This is a genomic window from Arcicella sp. GW458-12-2-14-TSB2, from assembly GCF_059423785.1.
This window is the reverse complement of sequence record NZ_JBWKYN010000027.1, coordinates 1-17681: the sequence shown is the minus strand read 5'-3', so window position 1 is coordinate 17681 and position 17681 is coordinate 1. Positions and strand designations below refer to the sequence as shown.

Annotated in this window: 18 protein-coding genes; 5 read left to right on the top strand and 13 right to left on the bottom strand. The window is 35.2% G+C overall.

All coding sequences use genetic code 11. From position 1 onward, the window contains the following. Positions 1-85: 85 nt before the first annotated feature. A complete protein-coding gene (locus AC07XN_RS06145; protein WP_494742403.1) occupies positions 86-589 on the bottom strand; it encodes an SgcJ/EcaC family oxidoreductase in 504 nt (167 codons plus the stop codon). 87 nt (positions 590-676) lie between these two features. Further along, complete coding sequence (locus tag AC07XN_RS06140) at positions 677-1510, bottom strand: helix-turn-helix domain-containing protein (protein WP_494742402.1); 834 nt, start codon at positions 1508-1510, stop codon at positions 677-679. Between the two features lie 228 nt (positions 1511-1738). Here AC07XN_RS06140 and AC07XN_RS06135 point away from each other — a divergent pair, with 228 nt between their 5' ends. Next, positions 1739-2446, top strand: a complete 708-nt coding sequence (locus AC07XN_RS06135) for a hypothetical protein (RefSeq protein ID WP_494742401.1) — start codon at positions 1739-1741, stop codon at positions 2444-2446. A gap of 29 nt (positions 2447-2475) precedes the next feature. Here the strand turns inward: AC07XN_RS06135 and AC07XN_RS06130 are convergent, their stop codons facing one another. After that, on the bottom strand, positions 2476-3186 hold the full coding sequence (locus AC07XN_RS06130; protein WP_494742400.1) for a pseudouridine synthase: 711 nt from the start codon (positions 3184-3186) through the stop codon (positions 2476-2478). Positions 3187-3327: 141 nt separating this feature from the next. On the opposite strand from AC07XN_RS06130, the gene AC07XN_RS06125 reads away from it, so the two are divergent. Further along, on the top strand, positions 3328-4593 hold the full coding sequence (locus AC07XN_RS06125; RefSeq protein ID WP_494742399.1) for an aminotransferase class V-fold PLP-dependent enzyme: 1266 nt from the start codon (positions 3328-3330) through the stop codon (positions 4591-4593). A 125-nt stretch (positions 4594-4718) separates the two neighbouring features. On the opposite strand, the gene AC07XN_RS06120 is transcribed toward AC07XN_RS06125, so the two are convergent. From AC07XN_RS06120 to AC07XN_RS06085, 8 genes are all read right to left on the bottom strand, one after another. Further along, positions 4719-4967 (bottom strand): acyl carrier protein, encoded by a 249-nt coding sequence (locus AC07XN_RS06120; protein ID WP_494742398.1) that lies wholly within the window; start codon positions 4965-4967, stop codon positions 4719-4721. 91 nt (positions 4968-5058) lie between these two features. Then, a complete protein-coding gene (locus tag AC07XN_RS06115; RefSeq protein WP_494742397.1) occupies positions 5059-8124 on the bottom strand; it encodes an efflux RND transporter permease subunit in 3066 nt (1021 codons plus the stop codon). Positions 8125-8155: 31 nt separating this feature from the next. Then, positions 8156-9205, bottom strand: a complete 1050-nt coding sequence (locus AC07XN_RS06110; protein ID WP_309920970.1) for an efflux RND transporter periplasmic adaptor subunit — start codon at positions 9203-9205, stop codon at positions 8156-8158. 31 nt (positions 9206-9236) lie between these two features. Then, positions 9237-9800 (bottom strand): glutathione peroxidase, encoded by a 564-nt coding sequence (locus tag AC07XN_RS06105; protein ID WP_494742396.1) that lies wholly within the window; start codon positions 9798-9800, stop codon positions 9237-9239. Positions 9801-9815: 15 nt separating this feature from the next. Next, positions 9816-11225, bottom strand: a complete 1410-nt coding sequence (locus AC07XN_RS06100) for a TolC family protein (protein ID WP_494742395.1) — start codon at positions 11223-11225, stop codon at positions 9816-9818. Positions 11226-11320: 95 nt separating this feature from the next. Continuing rightward, on the bottom strand, positions 11321-11767 hold the full coding sequence (locus AC07XN_RS06095) for a PaaI family thioesterase (protein ID WP_309920962.1): 447 nt from the start codon (positions 11765-11767) through the stop codon (positions 11321-11323). Next, positions 11760-12374, bottom strand: a complete 615-nt coding sequence (locus AC07XN_RS06090) for a TetR/AcrR family transcriptional regulator (protein ID WP_309920960.1) — start codon at positions 12372-12374, stop codon at positions 11760-11762. Before AC07XN_RS06090 ends, AC07XN_RS06095 begins: the two co-directional genes overlap by 8 nt. Positions 12375-12420: 46 nt before the next feature. Then, complete coding sequence (locus AC07XN_RS06085; protein WP_309920959.1) at positions 12421-12843, bottom strand: DUF2147 domain-containing protein; 423 nt, start codon at positions 12841-12843, stop codon at positions 12421-12423. Between the two features lie 320 nt (positions 12844-13163). On the opposite strand from AC07XN_RS06085, the gene AC07XN_RS06080 reads away from it, so the two are divergent. Further along, on the top strand, positions 13164-13925 hold the full coding sequence (locus AC07XN_RS06080; protein WP_323246672.1) for a phosphosulfolactate synthase: 762 nt from the start codon (positions 13164-13166) through the stop codon (positions 13923-13925). A 117-nt stretch (positions 13926-14042) separates the two neighbouring features. Continuing rightward, positions 14043-14690 (top strand): VTT domain-containing protein, encoded by a 648-nt coding sequence (locus tag AC07XN_RS06075; RefSeq protein WP_494742394.1) that lies wholly within the window; start codon positions 14043-14045, stop codon positions 14688-14690. 75 nt (positions 14691-14765) lie between these two features. Here AC07XN_RS06075 and AC07XN_RS06070 read toward each other — a convergent pair whose 3' ends face one another. Continuing rightward, positions 14766-15581: a phytanoyl-CoA dioxygenase family protein gene (locus tag AC07XN_RS06070; RefSeq protein ID WP_309920951.1), complete on the bottom strand. Its 816-nt coding sequence runs from the start codon at positions 15579-15581 to the stop codon at positions 14766-14768. Positions 15582-16000: 419 nt separating this feature from the next. Next, positions 16001-16759: a phosphatase PAP2-related protein gene (locus AC07XN_RS06065; RefSeq protein WP_309920948.1), complete on the bottom strand. Its 759-nt coding sequence runs from the start codon at positions 16757-16759 to the stop codon at positions 16001-16003. A gap of 136 nt (positions 16760-16895) precedes the next feature. Here AC07XN_RS06065 and msrA point away from each other — a divergent pair, with 136 nt between their 5' ends. Then, positions 16896-17561, top strand: coding sequence for a peptide-methionine (S)-S-oxide reductase MsrA (gene msrA / locus AC07XN_RS06060; protein ID WP_309920945.1), 666 nt, complete (start codon positions 16896-16898; stop codon positions 17559-17561). Positions 17562-17681 lie beyond the last annotated feature (120 nt).

Genomic DNA, 17681 nt, shown 5'->3' with positions numbered 1-17681 from the left:
GAAAGTACCATTAGCTTCATTTTCGGGACTGCAAAATTAGTGAATTTATTAATACTCAGAACGATAAGCCTAAAAATATTTTGAATTATTCTTTAGGCATTTTATTTACGGGATTACTTTGTTGTGCCGCTTCGTTAATTACTAAATTTTCTGTGGAGGTTAAAAGCCATTTCCCTGCTTTATTCACGAAAACCATCAAAGCTAAGTTTTCGGCTTCGTTATAGTGATTACCATTGGGTGTAGTATAAGCTCCAATATGCCAATATAAATGTACAATGGCTACATCATTCGTAATGAATCTGGTATGAACGCTCGTTTTTGATAAAGGAGTGTTTTGAAACATTACTTTGTGAAAAACTTGATGTGCATATTGTACTTCTTTTCTGTTTTTCCACCACATTCCTACCACATTTACCCAATCAGCATCTTCTGTAGCGTAATCTTTCATATCATTATAATTGTGATTATTCCAGCTATTTATGACGGCATCAACTTGCTTTTCGATAGCTATCTTATCTTGAGAATGGTCTTGAGCAAAGCCAAAATAGGGGCTAGCGAGTAAAAGAAAAGAGAGGAGTAAAGATTTCATAATCATATTTTTTTAGCGTTATGATTACAAAATTAGGCTGTTAGTTCGCCTAAGAATAGTACAAATACGACATCTTTGAAGAGCGTATCAGTCGTCATAAAAGTGATTTCCTAGATAATATGGAGAGTTTTTGAATTCTGCTTCTATAACAGAAGGAGAGATTCCACAAAAAGCTTTGAAGTCTCGAATCAAATGCATTTGGTCAAAATAACCACATTCATAAGCAATCGTTGTCCATTTTGTGTCAGGAAATTTTTCTTTAATAGTCCAAGCCTTCGCAAAACGTATCATTCTTGTAAAAAATTTGGGTTGAAGTCCCAAACGTTGTAAAAACAAACGCTCTAATTGGCGATTACTTATACAAGCTTGCGAGGCGATGGTGTCGATATTTACTAAGCCTCCACTTTTGTTTATCAAAGGTAAGACAGCGTCTAATGGGAGTTTTGGTTTTAATACTTTTAGCTTACTCAAAAGGAAGTTTTGGATAATTTCGAGCGACTTTTCTAAAGAAGCCGTTTCTTGTAATTGTTCAATTATGAACTTGATATTTTTATCTAAAAAATATGTACTTTCTAACGATTCATCCATAATCATTTCGGTCATGGGTATGCCCAACAAACGATATAATCCGCCTGGCTGAAAACCTACTTTAATTGTAAAATTCCGATGAGGCATTTTTAGTTTTATCCTATTGATTTGCGGACCAACCAGAATACTTTGTGGAAGAATTACTTTTTTATTGGTTGTCAAGTACTCACTTTCGGGTACTTCAAAAGGATAAAAATAAAGGCATTGTTCAGCCAAAGGAGGGAACGAAATAGTTGGTGGTTTTTCACTTAGAGGAATGTCTAATTGAAAAACCATGATGTTATTTACAAACTCTCGCAGAGCTGGATGTGGCTGAAAAATTTTGTAAAACATACCTTTATTTTGAAAGAATGAACATATAAAGTATTACGTTGCTACGATAAAGGTGTTTGTCAACCGATGAATATTAAAGCATAACAGTTCAATAAGAGTTTTAAATTTAATGTTTCTTATTGTGTTGATTATCATAAAGATAGCTATTTTTTCAAAAAAAATAAAGAAATATTTTCCAACTATTCCAACTATACTGGGGTCATTGAGGAAACAAACTTTAAAAAAATCATGAAAAAAATCATTTTAAGTGTATTCGCAGCCTCACTACTATTCTCATGTTCGATGGATAGTACTCCTTACATTCCGACGTACACTATTGGCGAAAATTTTAATACTTCAATAGAGGGATGGAAAGGAGATTTTGCAGATTACCCTGTAGGTGCTGAAGATTTCTATGAGTTAAAATTTGCTCAGGCTAAGTTGCCAATGCCATTGGATACGACCAAAAAAGCACTTAGAATTTCGGGTAATAATCATAGCGATGATTTGTTTATGTATATCACCAGAAAATATTCTGGCTTGAAAGCAAATCAGAAATATTCGATAAATTTTGAAGTTGAGTTTGCTTCTAATGCTCCTTCAAATGCCATGGGTGTGGGTGGCGCACCAGGAGAAAGTGTTTATTTTGGTTTAGGCCTTACCTCAATCGAGCCTAAAAAAGTGATAGATAGTACATCAAATCACTACAAAATGAATATTAAAAAAATACAACAAGCTACTAGCGGAGACGACATGAAAGTGTATGGTAACATTGCCAATGGTACCGAGAAAAGTGAGTATAAATTAATCAGAAAATCAGGCGTATTTACGGGTAAAACGGATGCAAAAGGAGATATTTGGTTGATTATTGGTACTGATTCTGGTTTTGAAGCAACTACTACCTTGTATTATACAGGTTTAAGAGCAACAGTTCAAGAAGTACAAGGAGGTATCTAGTTTAGCGAAGGACTTTTAATGCATCAGCATTAAAGTCCTTCGGTACTCATACCAATGGCAGCAAGTATTCGAGTAAATTCTTCGTTCATCGGAGCAATGATTCGAATACTTTCTTGCGTAAATGGATGGGTAAATACTAATTCTTGAGCATGTAAAAGCATGGTATGTAAATCGAATTTTTCTTCAAACATCTTATTATGCTTACATTCCCCATAGGTTTTATCGCCTATCAAATAATGCCTTAATTGAGCAAAATGCCTACGAATTTGGTGCATTCTACCTGTTTCTGGTGAAATTTCTGCTAAAGAATATCGTGAAGTTGGATAGCGACTTACTTCAATCTGAAGTTCTACTTGTTGCAAACATCTAAAATGAGTAATGGCGTCTTGAAATCCCCCTTTCTCACGTTCCAAAGGTCTATCAGTCATACCCGTTTCTGGTAAATAACCCCTTACTAAGGCTAAATATTTCTTTTGGATAGTATGAGCTTCAAATTGTTTTTTTACCTCTTTATCTGCCTCTGCCGAAAGAGCGAATAATAATACGCCTGAGGTTTTACGGTCTAAACGATGACAAGGACTTACCCAACAATTCAATTGGTCTCGTAATAGTTGCAGTGCAAAAACACTTTCATCGGCAGCAATAGATGAACGATGTACCAGTAAATTATGTGGTTTGTTAATGGCAACAAAATGTTCGTCTTGGAAAAGTATAGGAAGTGGTGGAAATTCTTGAGACATTCAGCGTGAGATTACATCAAATATTGACGCAATTTACGATGCTTTTTACCGAATTTAGTAAATTCCATTTTTTAAGTCTTATTTATTCTGTAATTTCAAGGAAAGCAAAACTATTTAATACTTCTTCTCCAAACTGTACCCATGCTTTCCAAACGTCAATTCCTAAAAACATTTACAGGTATTTCCGCCATTTCGATGCTGGATATTGAAAGCCTGCTGGCTAAAACCATTGATATTCCTGCCCAGCAATTAGCCGAAGACGAAGCCTTTTGGCAAAACATCCGACAAGCCTATAACTTTACCCATGATTTTATTCATCTTGAAAATGGCTATTATTCTTTAGCTTCCAACGAAGTATTAGAAAGTTATATTCAACACATACGTGATGTAAACAAGGTGTCCTCTTACTACATGCGTACTCGCCAGTTTGATGATAAATTGGTTTCCCGAAAACAATTAGCAGACTTGCTCGGCTGTTCGTATGAAGAACTGATTATTACACGGAATACTACTGAGTCACTAGATACTATCATTGCAGGCATCAATTGGAAAGAAGGTGATGAAGCCATTATGGCTGAACAAGACTATGGTGCGATGTTGGATATGTTCAGGCTACAAGCCCGCAGATATGGCATGGTGAATAAAATGGTGTCAGTACCCAATCATCCAACATCAGACGAAGAAATTGTGGAGGTGTATGAAAAAGCTATTACGCCCAAAACTCGTTTGTTGATGATTTGCCACTTAATAAATATTACAGGTCAGATTTTACCTGTTAAGAAAATTGTAGAAATGGCACACCGTCATGGGGTAGAAGTAATGGTAGATGGTGCTCATGCTTTTGGTCATTTAGATTTTAAGATTGCAGACCTTGGCGGTTGCGACTATTATGGTAGTAGTTTACATAAATGGTTAGGAAATCCGCTAGGGGCAGGGATTCTGTATGTTAGGAAAGATAAAATCAAACAAATTTGGCAATTGTATGGAGATATGGGGTTTGCCGATGACGATATTCGTAAACTGAACCATACAGGAACCGTACCTGTTGCTACAGACTTAGCCATTCAGGATGCCATTAAATTTCATCAAAAAATTGGTATTCAACGAAAGGAAGCTCGGTTAAGATTTCTTCAAAAATATTGGACAGATAAAGTACGAGATAATCCAAACATCATCCTTAATACTCCTAAAGAAAATGCCCGTAGTTGTGGTATTGCCAATGTGGGCGTAAAAGGGAAAACCCCTCCTGAATTATCAAAGCTTCTTTTTGATAAATACAAAATCTTCACAGTGGCAATTGCTAATCAGAAAGCTAATGTCATGGGTGTTAGAGTAACCCCACATTTATATATTACTACCCAAGAGTTAGATGCTTTTGTAAAAGCGTTGAATGAAATAGCTGGATAAATGTTTTTCATCAAAAAAGGGTTTAGCTACTAAGTAATTGCTAAACCCTTTTTTGATGAAAATTAAATGATTTTGGTCAAGATTAAATTTATATTAAACTCTTCCCAAAAGCCATGCTTTACTGCTTAAGCTTCTACACGAACAAGGTTTGCTTCCATTACTTCAGAGAGTTGCTTTATCGTCTGAATTTTATCCACCTCATTATCTGGCAAAACAATTCCATAAGTATTTTCTAAATAGACAATCAATTCAAGGAACTCTAACGAGTTCATCCCCAAATCTGCATAAAAACGTTTCTGTGGTGCAATTAATCTCGGATTTATATAAAAATTCCGTGATAAAAATTGAATAAGTTTGCTCGTGCTGAATTTCATTGATTTTAAATTTTAATTTAATAGATAAAATTCTCCCTGTTAAAACGCTCAATGATATTCAAATAGTATTTCCACCTTAGGCTTGTAAAGCTTATTCAGCCAGTGTTGTTTTTTTACTAACACTTGGTGGAAGTAACTTATACATAACTGGTGTAACCAAACGAGCCAACAGTGTAGAACTTGTAATACCACCAATCAGTACAATTGCCAAAGGCGAGTACAAATCAGAGTATTCAATAACCAATGGAATTAAACCTCCGATGGCGGTGAATGATGTTAATAAAATAGGCACGAAACGAATTTCACCTGCTTGGTGAATAGCTTCGTCTAATTCCATTCCATCTTCTCTGAGTTGATTCGTGAAATCTACCAATAAGAGCGAGTTTTTAATTTCTATACCAATTAAGGCTATAAAACCAATTACGGCTGTAAACGATAAATTTTCTCCTGCAATTAATAGCCCAGCAATGGCTCCAACAATTCCTAAAGGAATTACAGAAAGTACAATAAGCGTTGATTTGAAATTCCTAAATTCTAAGATAAGAATAGCAATCATCCCAAAGACAGTTATCAGGATAATTACCCCTATGCCTCCGAAAGATTTTTCTGCATTTTCTGCTTCGCCCGATACTGTATAATAAAAACCTTGTGGAAATTTGAATTTATTCAATTTCTGAATTAATTCCTGATTCACTTTAGCAGTGTTATAACCAGACTTCAAGAAGGTAGAAATGGTTACATATCGGTCTTTATTATAATGTTTTATCTGGTTGGGCGAAGTTTCAAATTTCACTTCAATCAATTGTTTAATAGGAATAGCCGTTCCTAAGGCATTATTTACATACAGATTGTCAAATACCTCAAAATTCTGTTTGGTATCTGTTCTTGGAATCGAAACATTGATGTTATAGTCATCGATTTGTCCTTCTTCACGATAAGTACCTACATTCAACCCCGCAATGCCCAAACGCACTGTGCGGTCTATTTCAGAAATGTTTACGCCTAACAAACCAGCTTTTTCTTTGTTAATATGTACTCTTAGGTCAGTTGGTTGAACTCTTAGCGGATTGTCAGTATAAATAGAGCCCTCTTGAGCTGCTAAAATCTTTTCAATTTGCCCCGCTATGATTCTTAAGCTATCTAAATTATTCCCAAAAACTCTGTAAGCAATCGGTGCTTCCAAAGGTGGGCCTTGTTCAAAATCTTTTACTTCAATTTTAGCATTGGGATAATTAGCCAACTGAGTTCTCAATCTATCTATTATCTGCTTTTTCTCCTTTGTTTCAACATCTTGTAAAAGAACAAAAAGCTGTCCAAAATTTTCAGATTCTGCTCCACCGATTACATTATAGTAAATTCTAGGGTTTCCTCTACCAATATTGGCCGCTATGTTTTTAATTTCTGGCTCTTTTTTTAGTTCATTTTCTACAAAACGCACTACTTCGTTGGTTGCTTTTAGGTTGGTTCCAACAGGCGTTGTTACGTTAACCAAAAACATGGGCTTTTCGGAAGTAGGGAAAAGCGAGAAGCCTAAAAAGAATTTGGCAATCATCATCACACCTACAAAGATGCCTAAAGCACCTGCTAAAGTGATTTTAGGATGTTGTAAACACCAATCCATCAATTTACCATAAGTAGCGGAAATCAAACGTTTCATGCCTCTTAAAATGAAATTACCTTCAGCATTTTCATGATTTTTTAAGATAACACTTGATAAAAACGGTACGATAGTTAGGGCTACAACCATAGAAGCCAATACCGTAACACTTACAGCCATAGGCAAGCTACGGATAAATTTTCCAGCGGCTTCTGGTAAGTTAGCTACAGGTAAAAACGCAAAGATTAACAACACTGTACAACCTACTACGGCCAAGCTAATTTGTTTGGTGGCATCAATCGCTGCTTGTTTTTTAGGAATCCCCATCCGCATAAATCGTTCGATATTTTCGACGACCACGATAGAGTCATCCACCAAAATACCCAATGCTACAATCATTCCAACGATAGAAAGTTGGTTGATGGTAAAACCTAAGGCATATAAAAGTGCTAAACCAATGGCCAATGAAAGCGGAATAGAAATCATTACTACTAAACTAGCCCTAGAACCCAAAGGCAAAAGGGTAATCAATACCAATAGGATGGCAATGCCGAAATCTTTGGCGAAACGCATCAAACGTTTATCAACAGATTCTGCCTGATCGAATACCTTTACCAAGTCTACGGATTTAGGTAAAGTCTTTCTAAACTCCTCGATTTTCGGGTCAGTCTGTGCACGTACTTTGATAATGTTTTGCCCAAACTTCTGGCAGGCCGTTACAAATACACTTCTGTGTCCGTTTAAACGTGTTTTATGCGTTTCGTCTTCGTAGGCATATTTTACTTCGGCAATGTCTTTAAGGTAAACGATTTTAGTACCGTTGGTAAAAACAATGACATTTTTGATTTCCTCAATATCTTTAAAATTTCCAGAGGTTTTTACATTAAATTTTTTGTTTGAAAGATTCAGTGAACCACCCGGAATATTGACGTTTTCAGACTGAATCGCTCCTAATACTCTGTTTACAGGTATTTTGTCTTGTGCCAATTTTGCCTGATTCAACTCTACCGATATCTTTCGCTGAGGAAAGCCCCAACTTTTAATATTTTTTAGAGAACGATTTTTCTCTAACGTTTTTTCCAAATCGTCGGCATACTTTTCTAATTGAGAGTAGGGGAGGTTTTCAGACACTAAGGCAAATTGATAAATATTTACACCGTCGGGCTGATACCGCTCTATGCGTACATCTAGCACGTCGGCGGGTAACTCTTTTCTGACGGCGTTCATTTCACGCACTATCTCTTGGTATTTTTCCTCTGGGTCCGATTCAAAAGCATATTCTACTTGAAAAATAGCTACACCATCATAAATACTGGTTCTAACTCTTTCGATATTATCTAATTCGTTAATACGCTTTTCTACTACATCGGCTACTAACTGTTCAACATCTTTAGGGGAAGCTCCTGGATAAATAACCGTGACACCAAACTGAGGAGAAGAAAATTCAGGGTCTTCTCCACGAGGCATATTCAATAAGGAGTAAATTCCTATTGAAAGAATACCCAAAAACACGACCAGCGTGAATTGGTAATTTTTAACTGAGAATTCAGAGATTTTCATAATAATTTTATTTGAGTGTGAAACTCTCTTTTTATTGAATGATTTTAACCTTGCTTCCTTCTACTAAATACGCAGACCCGCCAGTGATTACTTGTGTGATAGGTACAGATGGAGGCTGGATAAATACTTTATCACTATTGATAGAAAGTATTTTAATTGCCACTTTGTGTGCTTTTCCGTTTTCAACTGTATACACAAAAGCATCATTTCCATTACCTTCAATGACGGCATCAATGGGCACAAAGGTATTTTGATGGATAGCATTTGGCGTAATGATGGCATTACCGAATAGCCCCGTAGCTATTTTTTTACCTTGCGTATTTAACTTTAATTCTGCCTGATATAACCCTGAGCTTTGGTCTGCTCCTTGTGATAGATTAGAGACAGTAGCCGTAAATGGAGTATCCGCAAAAGCATCTAATTGAATAGTAGCTTTATCCCCTAAATGAAGGCGTGTCCAGTCTTTATCAGCAACACCCACTTTCAGTACCCAGTCGTTAGCACTGGTTGCATTCATAAAAAATACAGGAGTGCCTGGACCAGCTAATTCGCCTTCATTCATGAGCTTTTTTACAATGACACCTGTTGAAGTAGCATAGATTTTAGAAAATCCCTGATTGTAATTCGCAATTTCAAAGTTTTGTTTGGCTACACTCAAAGCGGTAGTTAGGTTTTGAACTTGTTCAAGGGTAGCTACAGAATCTTTATAAAGGTTGGTCACTCTTCTTAAATCACGTTCGGCTTTTTGTACACTTTCAGAAGCTTGTTGTACTTGTGCATTGATTTCAGTAAGGTTTAACGAGGCTAATAGTTGCCCTTTCGAAACATTCTGACCTTCCTTTACATAAATTTTGGCGATGATTCCTCCTGTTTTGAACGATAAACGAGCCTCTTGCAACGAAGCTATTAACCCAGAGGCTTTGATGACTTCATTTGAATTACCTTGGACAACGTCCGCCAATTTTACGGCGATTACATCTTCGTCTGCCAAAGATTTTTTTTCTGGTGCTTTTTTGCCACAACTTACCAGTAACGAAAACAGTAAGGAAAAGCCAATAGAATAAGTGATAATTTTTTTCATATCCTTTGAATATTTATTCTTAAAAATTGATTTAGAATGCTAAAGCTTGTTTGAAAGAAGGATTTTCGGGCTTAACGGCTGAACCAAAAAAATGCGTTAATTCTCCTTTTTCGTTGATTAAGTATTTACAAAAATTCCAGCTTGGTTCTATATTGTTCCAGCCATTTTTGTTTTCATCTGAAAGCCACTGATAAATAGGATGTTTGTCTTTGCCAGAAACACTTACTTTTTCTGTAATCGTGAATGAAACGCCATAGTTTACTTGGCAGAATTCTTCAATCTCAGAGGCACTGCCAGATTCCTGTGCTAGAAAATTATTGGCGGGCATACCGATAACAACTACTTTATCTCCAAATTTTTCATGAAATTTTTGCCAGTCTTCATATTGTGGTGTGTATCCACATTTAGAAGCCGTGTTGATAATCAATACTTTTTTGCCTTTAAAATCAGCAAAGCTGATGTCTTTCTTACCTGTCAGATTTTTGATGGTTAAATCATAAAATGACTTCTTGCCAGCTTTTGCCGTTTTGGGGCGGGCGATGATATTATTTTTTTCAGTAACGTTTCTGAAAATGCTTTTTATCGTGTTAAACATGATTTCTTAGTAGGGTTATTTGATTTCGTAACTAGCTTTGGCTCTTTCTAGGTCAGTCCATTTTAGCCAAACATCATAAAGAGAAATAGACTGTTGTAATTGTGCTGTGGTGATTTGTGTTTGAGCATCTAGCAATTCTATAAAGCTTAGGTTGCCTTCTTTGTATCTGCGGAGCATATCACGGTAATATCTTTCAGCAGTTGATATTTGCGAAGCCTTAGATTCAAATACTTTTTTAGATGAACTCAATGAATTTTGTGCCATTTCGGTCTGGAGTGCCAATTGGTTTTTTACCTGTTGTGCTTGGGTATCTAAAGCTGCTAAATCCATTTCCGACTGTTTTACTTTTAACTGATTTCTCCCAAATGAATAGACAGGTAAGTCGAACGAAACACCAACTAATACAAAGGCATTTGGGCTAAAGAAGTTTTTATCCGCACTCGCTATTTGTGCAAAACGTCCTTGCGAACCTACATCTAATGAAGCCCCAACTTTTAGTTTTTTATAAGATTGGCTCAACCCTACAAGCTGTTTGTTGATATTGATTCCTGCCTGAATCTTATCTAGTTCCTCTCGGTGCCCATCTTCAAGGTTCAAGTCTAGTAAAGATGTATTGAGCTTTTCGATTACAATGTTGGAACTAAAATCTTTGTTCAATAAAAAATTAAAATACGCAGCCGCATTCAGTTGATTGCCTTTGGCATTGCTAATTTCAGCATCAATTTTAGCGATTTCGTTACGGGTACGTACCAGAACGGTTGGATTAGCCGAACCATTTTTAATCAAGCTTTCATTTACCCGTTCGCTTTCTTGAAGAATTTTTAGCGCATTTTCATACACCTTAACGGCTTCGGTAGCTTTTAAATAATTAAAATAGGCAGCTTTGATATCGCGTACTAATTCACGTTTATACACCTGAATTTCGGTTTGTTGTACCGTTATTTGCTCTTTTTTAATGGCTTGATTATACCTAATCTCAGCATTCAAAATGGGCATAGTGGTTTTGAAACGCAAATCGTAAAAATCTTTAGGGACGAGTTGCTCAGAAGTATTAGAGATTTGTGGAAACTTATTTGAATTGGTCAGTGCATTTAAGGTTGTGTAAACAGGGTTTACCAAATCACCTACTGGAATTTCGATTTTACGCCCACCTTGTGCAGCCGAAACAGTAGTGTTGAAACTAACATTAGGTTTAAAGAGTGCCTTCGCTTCCTCAAGGGCATATACAGCTTTTTGTAAAGAGAATTGTTGCTGTTTAATAATCTGGCTATTTTTTAAACCTTCTTGTACATATTGGTTTAAAATATCTGATTGAGCCTTCGCATCTATCAAGAAGCCAATACTTACAAGCAATAGTAAAACCACTTTATTATTGGCAAGCTTGATTGCTATAAAAGGGTTTGCGTAAATTTTTAGGGTTTTCATAAACGTTATTTAAAATATAAACAGTGTTTAGTTGTTAAGCAAAATAAAAAGCACTTAATCTGAAATGATGGAATAGTGCTTTTTAGATGAATAAATTATAAGGACTTTATTTCGTTGCTGGTAGATACCAGATTAGTCGTACATTTTGCAATAATCGTCCCTTGTTCGTTCCTGATTTCGCCTTCGGCATGGGCTATTTTTTTGCCTACTCTGATTATCTTGGATTTTGCGGTAACCTTTTCTCCAATTTTAGCAGAAAATAGGTAATCAATCGAAAGATTGACAGTACTATAGAAAGCCGTATGCCCCATACTAAAGATTGTCATCCCGATAATATCATCCATCATCGTAGCTGCTACGCCACCGTGAAGAATATGGGCAGGGTTACACATATCTTTGCGAATGGTGTATTCTACCGTAATAGAACCATGTTCAAGGCTAACCAAAATGCCATCTAGCCATTTTGAAACAGGCGAAGGACTATTTTCGGCTAAGGGTTTGCCGACAAGGTTAGTGAAAAAATCAAGCGATGGATTAGTCATGTTGAATAAGTTCTATCATCTGTTCCACTGAAGCAGACATTAATTGTTGAATGTGTTCTTGTGGGAACATTTTAAATCTATTCCTTATTTTAAGTGAAACTAAACCGTGCATAAACGACCAAATCGACATAGTTGCTAATTCTAATCCAGAAATCTTGATTAACTTATTATCAATACATTCTTGTACAATAGTGCAGATAAGTTCAAAACATCTATGACCACAGGCCCATTCTTCATTGTCAAAAATGGCTTCCATAGGTGCATTCTGGATAAACATCAAATCATACATGGCTGGGTTTTCCAAAGCAAACTTCATATAAGCATATCCTTGCTGACGAAGTTTTTCAAGGGGATTCTTTATGCCCTCAATCGCATCAGACATTTCCAGTATTAATTTTTCAAAACCTAATTCATGAACAGCAAAGAAAATCTCACTTTTGTCTTTAAAATAAAGATATATTGTTGCTGGACTATACTCCACACGGTCGGCAATGGCACGGATAGAAGCCTTCTCGTAGCCGTCTTCTATAAAGGCCTGTTGTGCAGCTTCTAAAATCAATGACCGAACTTCTTGCCTTTCTCTTTCTTTTCTCTCGATAATACCCATATTTTGAATGTTCGATTTTAAAATGTGGATACAATTTCCACAAAAATCATTTAACTCTTGTCCATACTGTTGACCTTCCTAATAAAGAAATACCAACATAACCCCTGATTTCTAATTCGTCATTACTCTTTAGCTTCATCGTGCAAGAGTAACTCTTACCATTGTTAGGGTCATAAACGTTTCCGCCTTCCCATGATTTTCCTTTGAAACTAAAGTCTTTTAAAATAGTAGAACCGATAATATCTCTGTTTCTTAGCGAAGGGTCTGGATTCTTCTCATCTTTTTTTCCAGCAGACTTTCCCCAAATTACTTTTCCAAAATATTTTTCTCCTTGTTTAAAAATTAACACCTTCCCGTCTTTTTCTTCAGAAAGCCATTCTCCTAAAATAGCATCTTTATTAACAGACTGTGCCTTGCCAAGATTGATTATTAACAGAAACATAATAATCGTGTTAATTGAATTTTTCATATTTTTAGAAGTTTAAAATCATACGGCACAAAAATAATGAACAGTGTTTATAAAAAGAACACCTTTTTGTTAAATTTTTATAAATCTAAGAAAAATTATTTTTCAAAAAAAGTTAAGTGGTTGTTTTATAGAGTGTTATATGTGTCTTGTATTGAATTAACACAATATATGAACATTCTAATTTGCTGGATAGCAAGGATATATTTAATTTTGCAGTTCACGTTCTTGTATTGATTAAATAATGTGCTTTTTTTTAAGTAAAAATTTGGAAATCAATACCCGAAAAACGACAGGTGACAACTGATAACCGATAACAAAATATGAATTATCCACTTACTCAAATTCCTGAGAGAACTACTAAACCACGCCAAAAAGGATACACAATGGTGATGGACAAAGGTCTAAGTATCAGACAGATAGAGGATTTTTTGGAAACGAGTGCTGCTTATACTGACATTGTAAAGTTAGGATGGGCTACATCGTTTGTAACACCAAACTTGAAAGAAAAATTAGCCGTTTACAAATCAGCAGGGATTCCTGTATATTTTGGAGGGACTTTATTTGAAGCTTTTATTATTCGTAAACAATTTGATGAGTACCGTCGTATTTTAGATCAATTTGGAATGGAGTATGCTGAAGTTTCTGATGGTTCTTTAGAAATGGAACAAGATGATAAATGCGAATATATCAGAACTTTAGCCCAGCAAGTAACTGTACTTTCTGAAGTAGGTTCTAAAGACGAAGCTAAAATCATTCCTCCATACAAGTGGATTAAATTGATGAAAGCTGAGCTAGAGGCAGGTGCTTGGAAAGTAATTGGCGAAGCGCGCGAGGGCGGAAACGTTGGTTTGTTCCGTGCATCAGGTGAAGTTCGTCAGGGATTGGTAGAAGAAATTCTTACAGAGATTCCAGAAGAGAAAATCATTTGGGAAGCTCCGCAAAAATCTCAACAAGTTTGGTTCGTGAAGTTGGTAGGGGCTAATGTAAACGTTGGCAATATTGCTCCACACGAAGTGATTTCTTTAGAGACCATTCGTCTAGGATTAAGAGGTGATACATTTACTCATTTTTTGGATAAGTAACCACTCAACATCAACAAACAGAAAGAATCAGTTATTAGTGAAGGCGAATGCAAGAAGTGCCTTTTCTCATAACTGATTTTTAATGTATAATACTTACTAAACAAACCCAACGAACAAATGGAAATTATCAATTTTTTCTCACAACTCCTCCATGACCCACTCACAGCACTTTCTGATTTTATCAGTGAACACGGAGCCGTTACTTATGGATTACTTTTCTTGATTATTTTTGTTGAAACAGGGTTTATCGTAATGCCTTTATTACCGGGCGATTCTTTGCTTTTTGCGGTGGGTGTATTGGCTGCTGCAACGGGAAAAATAGAAATTACCTTTGTGATTCCTCTATTGATTGGTGCGGCACTTCTGGGTGATAACGTTAATTATTTAGTTGGAAAATATTTCAGTGAATATGTTAAATCGAAGGATAAGATTCTTTTTTTAAAACGAAAACACATTTTACAGACAGAAGAATTTTATGAAAAACATGGCGGGCAAACTGTTATCATGGCTCGTTTCGTTCCTATTGTTCGTACAGTAGCACCCTTTGTAGCTGGGGCTGGAAGTATGAAATATAGTACTTATATCACTTTTTGTATAATAGGTGCTACACTTTGGGTAAGCTCAATTACACTCATTGGATACTTTTTAGGAAATAACGAATGGGTAAAACATAACTTTGAAAAAGTTGTGTTTGGTATTGTAGCATTTTCAGTAGTGCCAATGATTTTCGCTTTTGTAAAAGCAAAATTTTCGAAATCGAAATAGATTTTTAAGTAATGATAAATTAAAAAGCCTGTAGAAAATACTTTCCACAGGCTTTTTAGTTTTATTTCTAATTGCTTATTTCTGAACAACTTTTGCAAAACGGTGATAAAATGGTGTTTTGCTGTTTTCGTTTTTAGGCATGTATTTACCTGTGATGATAGGTACATACATTACTCTACGACGAGACTTTTCACCCACATATGGTGAAACCTCTACTCTATGCCACAAACGACCATCGTGTACAGTTAAATCTCCTGCTTCAATCTCAAAACCAACTTCCTTTGTATCAGGGGTATGGTCGATAAATTGTTTTTTACCAAACAAAAGTTTCAAAACACTTTGGTTTTGTGTACCCGGTAATACTCTTAATCCTCCGTTAGAAGTAGGACAAGTATCTAAGTGCACTCCTACGTTTAACATAGGAAGAATTTTCTGACCTAAGAATAAATCACGAGGGCTGTCTGTATGCCACCCCATTTGTGTGAATTTACTATTTGGAGCATTCACATAATGATTAAAGACAAGACCATCCTTTTCGTTGTCGCTAATACGACCATCATAAGGAGCCAATAACTCAACCAATACTTGTAAGCGAGGATCTTTCAAGAATTCACCTAGGAAAGTACTGTACTTATTGGTAAAGCACATTCTTTGAATCATTTTATTACCGTGTTCGTCTTTACCAAACTTCAACGGAATGCCATTGATTTTCTCAATGCCATCAGCCAACCATTGCTTTTCAATTTTATCTAATTCGCTGATACACTTTTGTATGGTTTCAGCATTAATGAAATTTTTAAATTGAATTACACCATACTTGCGGAAATAATCTTTCTGCTCTTGTGTTAGTTTCTCCCCTAATTGGAAGGTTTTGTACTCAAACTTTACCATATTTTTACCCTGAATTAAAGTGGTTTGCAAGAACTATATTTGATAGAAAGTTCCTGATACAAGACTAATTTGTGAAACCAAATCAGTTTTGTAAAAAATTGTACAAAATAAAGTTTAACGATTTTACAATCGTTTCATAAACGTAGTTGGGCAGAACTACATTTACTTAGTTTCGGAATAGGGGAAGCTAGTCTCCTTTTTCCGTAAAACAATGCAAATTAATTGAATGTAATCAAATTGTAAATTTTTCATTAGAAAATTTACAATTTACCTCTGTTAATTAACAAATATTGGTTGTAAACTAAAAAATGCTCAATCAAATTCTATTGTCTACTAATTTTTTGACTTGCAAAATTAAGGGATTAATTAATATATTTTCTATCATCTCCTTAAAATACAACGGTTTACAATTTTTGGACTTAAATTATTTTATTGCTAAGCCAGAAAAGGGTTTCTAATATAAAGAAAAATACTAATATTACCCCACAAGTAACGGGCCATTTTTGTTTATTGATATAACGTGCAATCACATAAGAAAGTGCAGTAAAGAAAAATGCACCAATAACATCAGCGGTATAATGTACATGTTGAACTAGCAATAATATTGCCAATGTGATACATGCAATAGCCGCTAACGTTTTTTCCCAACGTTTTTCAAGAAACAACCAAATCATTACCATCGTTGCTGTATGACCAGAAAAAAATAAATCTTTTGTGATAGGTTCTGTATCTCCATAGATTAATAACTCGGCAAAAGTATCATGCAAAGGGACTAAACCAATAGGAGGATTTAAGGGAAAAAAATAAATACATGACATCCTCAATACTGTTTCAATCACAAACGTTAAGCAGAAAAGTAAAAATAATTTTGGCTTAACAATTACCCTACAAAGTAGGAATACGAGCATCCCGTAGATAATAGCAAAAATTGGCGTTGAAACATCAAACGCTGGTATATGGTTTAATACGACATCAGAAAGGTAAGCACCATCACGTTTTTGAATATTAATAAAATAAGAAGGAAATTTTGGGGCAGCCAAAAAAGCAATACCAACTGCTGTTAGTAATTTAATAATGAAGCCATCTGTCTGGATAGCATCTTTCCAGCGTTGTTGAACAACTTTAAAGTAACTTTTTGATGTTTTTTGTGGTTCTGATTTTGTAAGTATGTCGTTCATCAGACAATCTAATTTTTTAATTGCTACTATCTTTGGATATTATTTTTACGTATGTAATCTTACAGGGATATAATCGTTGTAAGAAATACTTTCATAAAAAATACAAACTTACATGAAGTTTTAAACGTTATCAACAATGAGAACAAAAATTAATATCATACTTCTTGGAATATTTACATTGTTAGTAAATATTTCATGTGCTAAAAGTTCTGATAATCAGAAAAATAAGAATAAAATGAACAATGAAAAAGTCAATCTTGAGGGAACAGAAGTAGTTACGTTTGGTGCGGGATGCTTTTGGTGTGTGGAAGCTATTTTTCAACAAGTAGAAGGTGTTGTAAAAGTAGAATCAGGTTATTCTGGAGGAAAGGTGAAAAACCCCTCTTACAAAGAAGTTTGTACGGGTCTTACGGGTCATGCTGAAGTAGTACAAGTAACTTTTGACCCTAAGAAAATATCGTTTGATAAAATTTTAGAAATTTTCTGGAAAACCCATGACCCTACTACCTTAAACCGTCAGGGTGCTGATGAAGGACCACAATATCGTTCTGCCGTTTTTTATCATAACGAAGCCCAGAAAAAAACTGCGGAGGCTTGGAAAGCTAAACTAAATGCTGAACATGTTTTCCCGAATCCGATTGTTACAGAAATTACTCCATTTTCTGTGTTTTATCCTGCTGAAGATTATCACCAAGATTATTATGAATTGAATGGTCATAATCCTTATTGCCAAGTAGTGATAAAGCCGAAACTAGAAAAATTTACGAAGATATTCAAAGAGAATTTGAAGAAAATGAACTAGTTCAATAAAGACAATTATTTAAAAGGTTAAATTTGAGAAAATTTAACCTTTTTTGTTTTTGTACATAAAAATAAATGAAGTCGGTAATCAGACATTTATTTAGCCTGATTTGATTTAAAT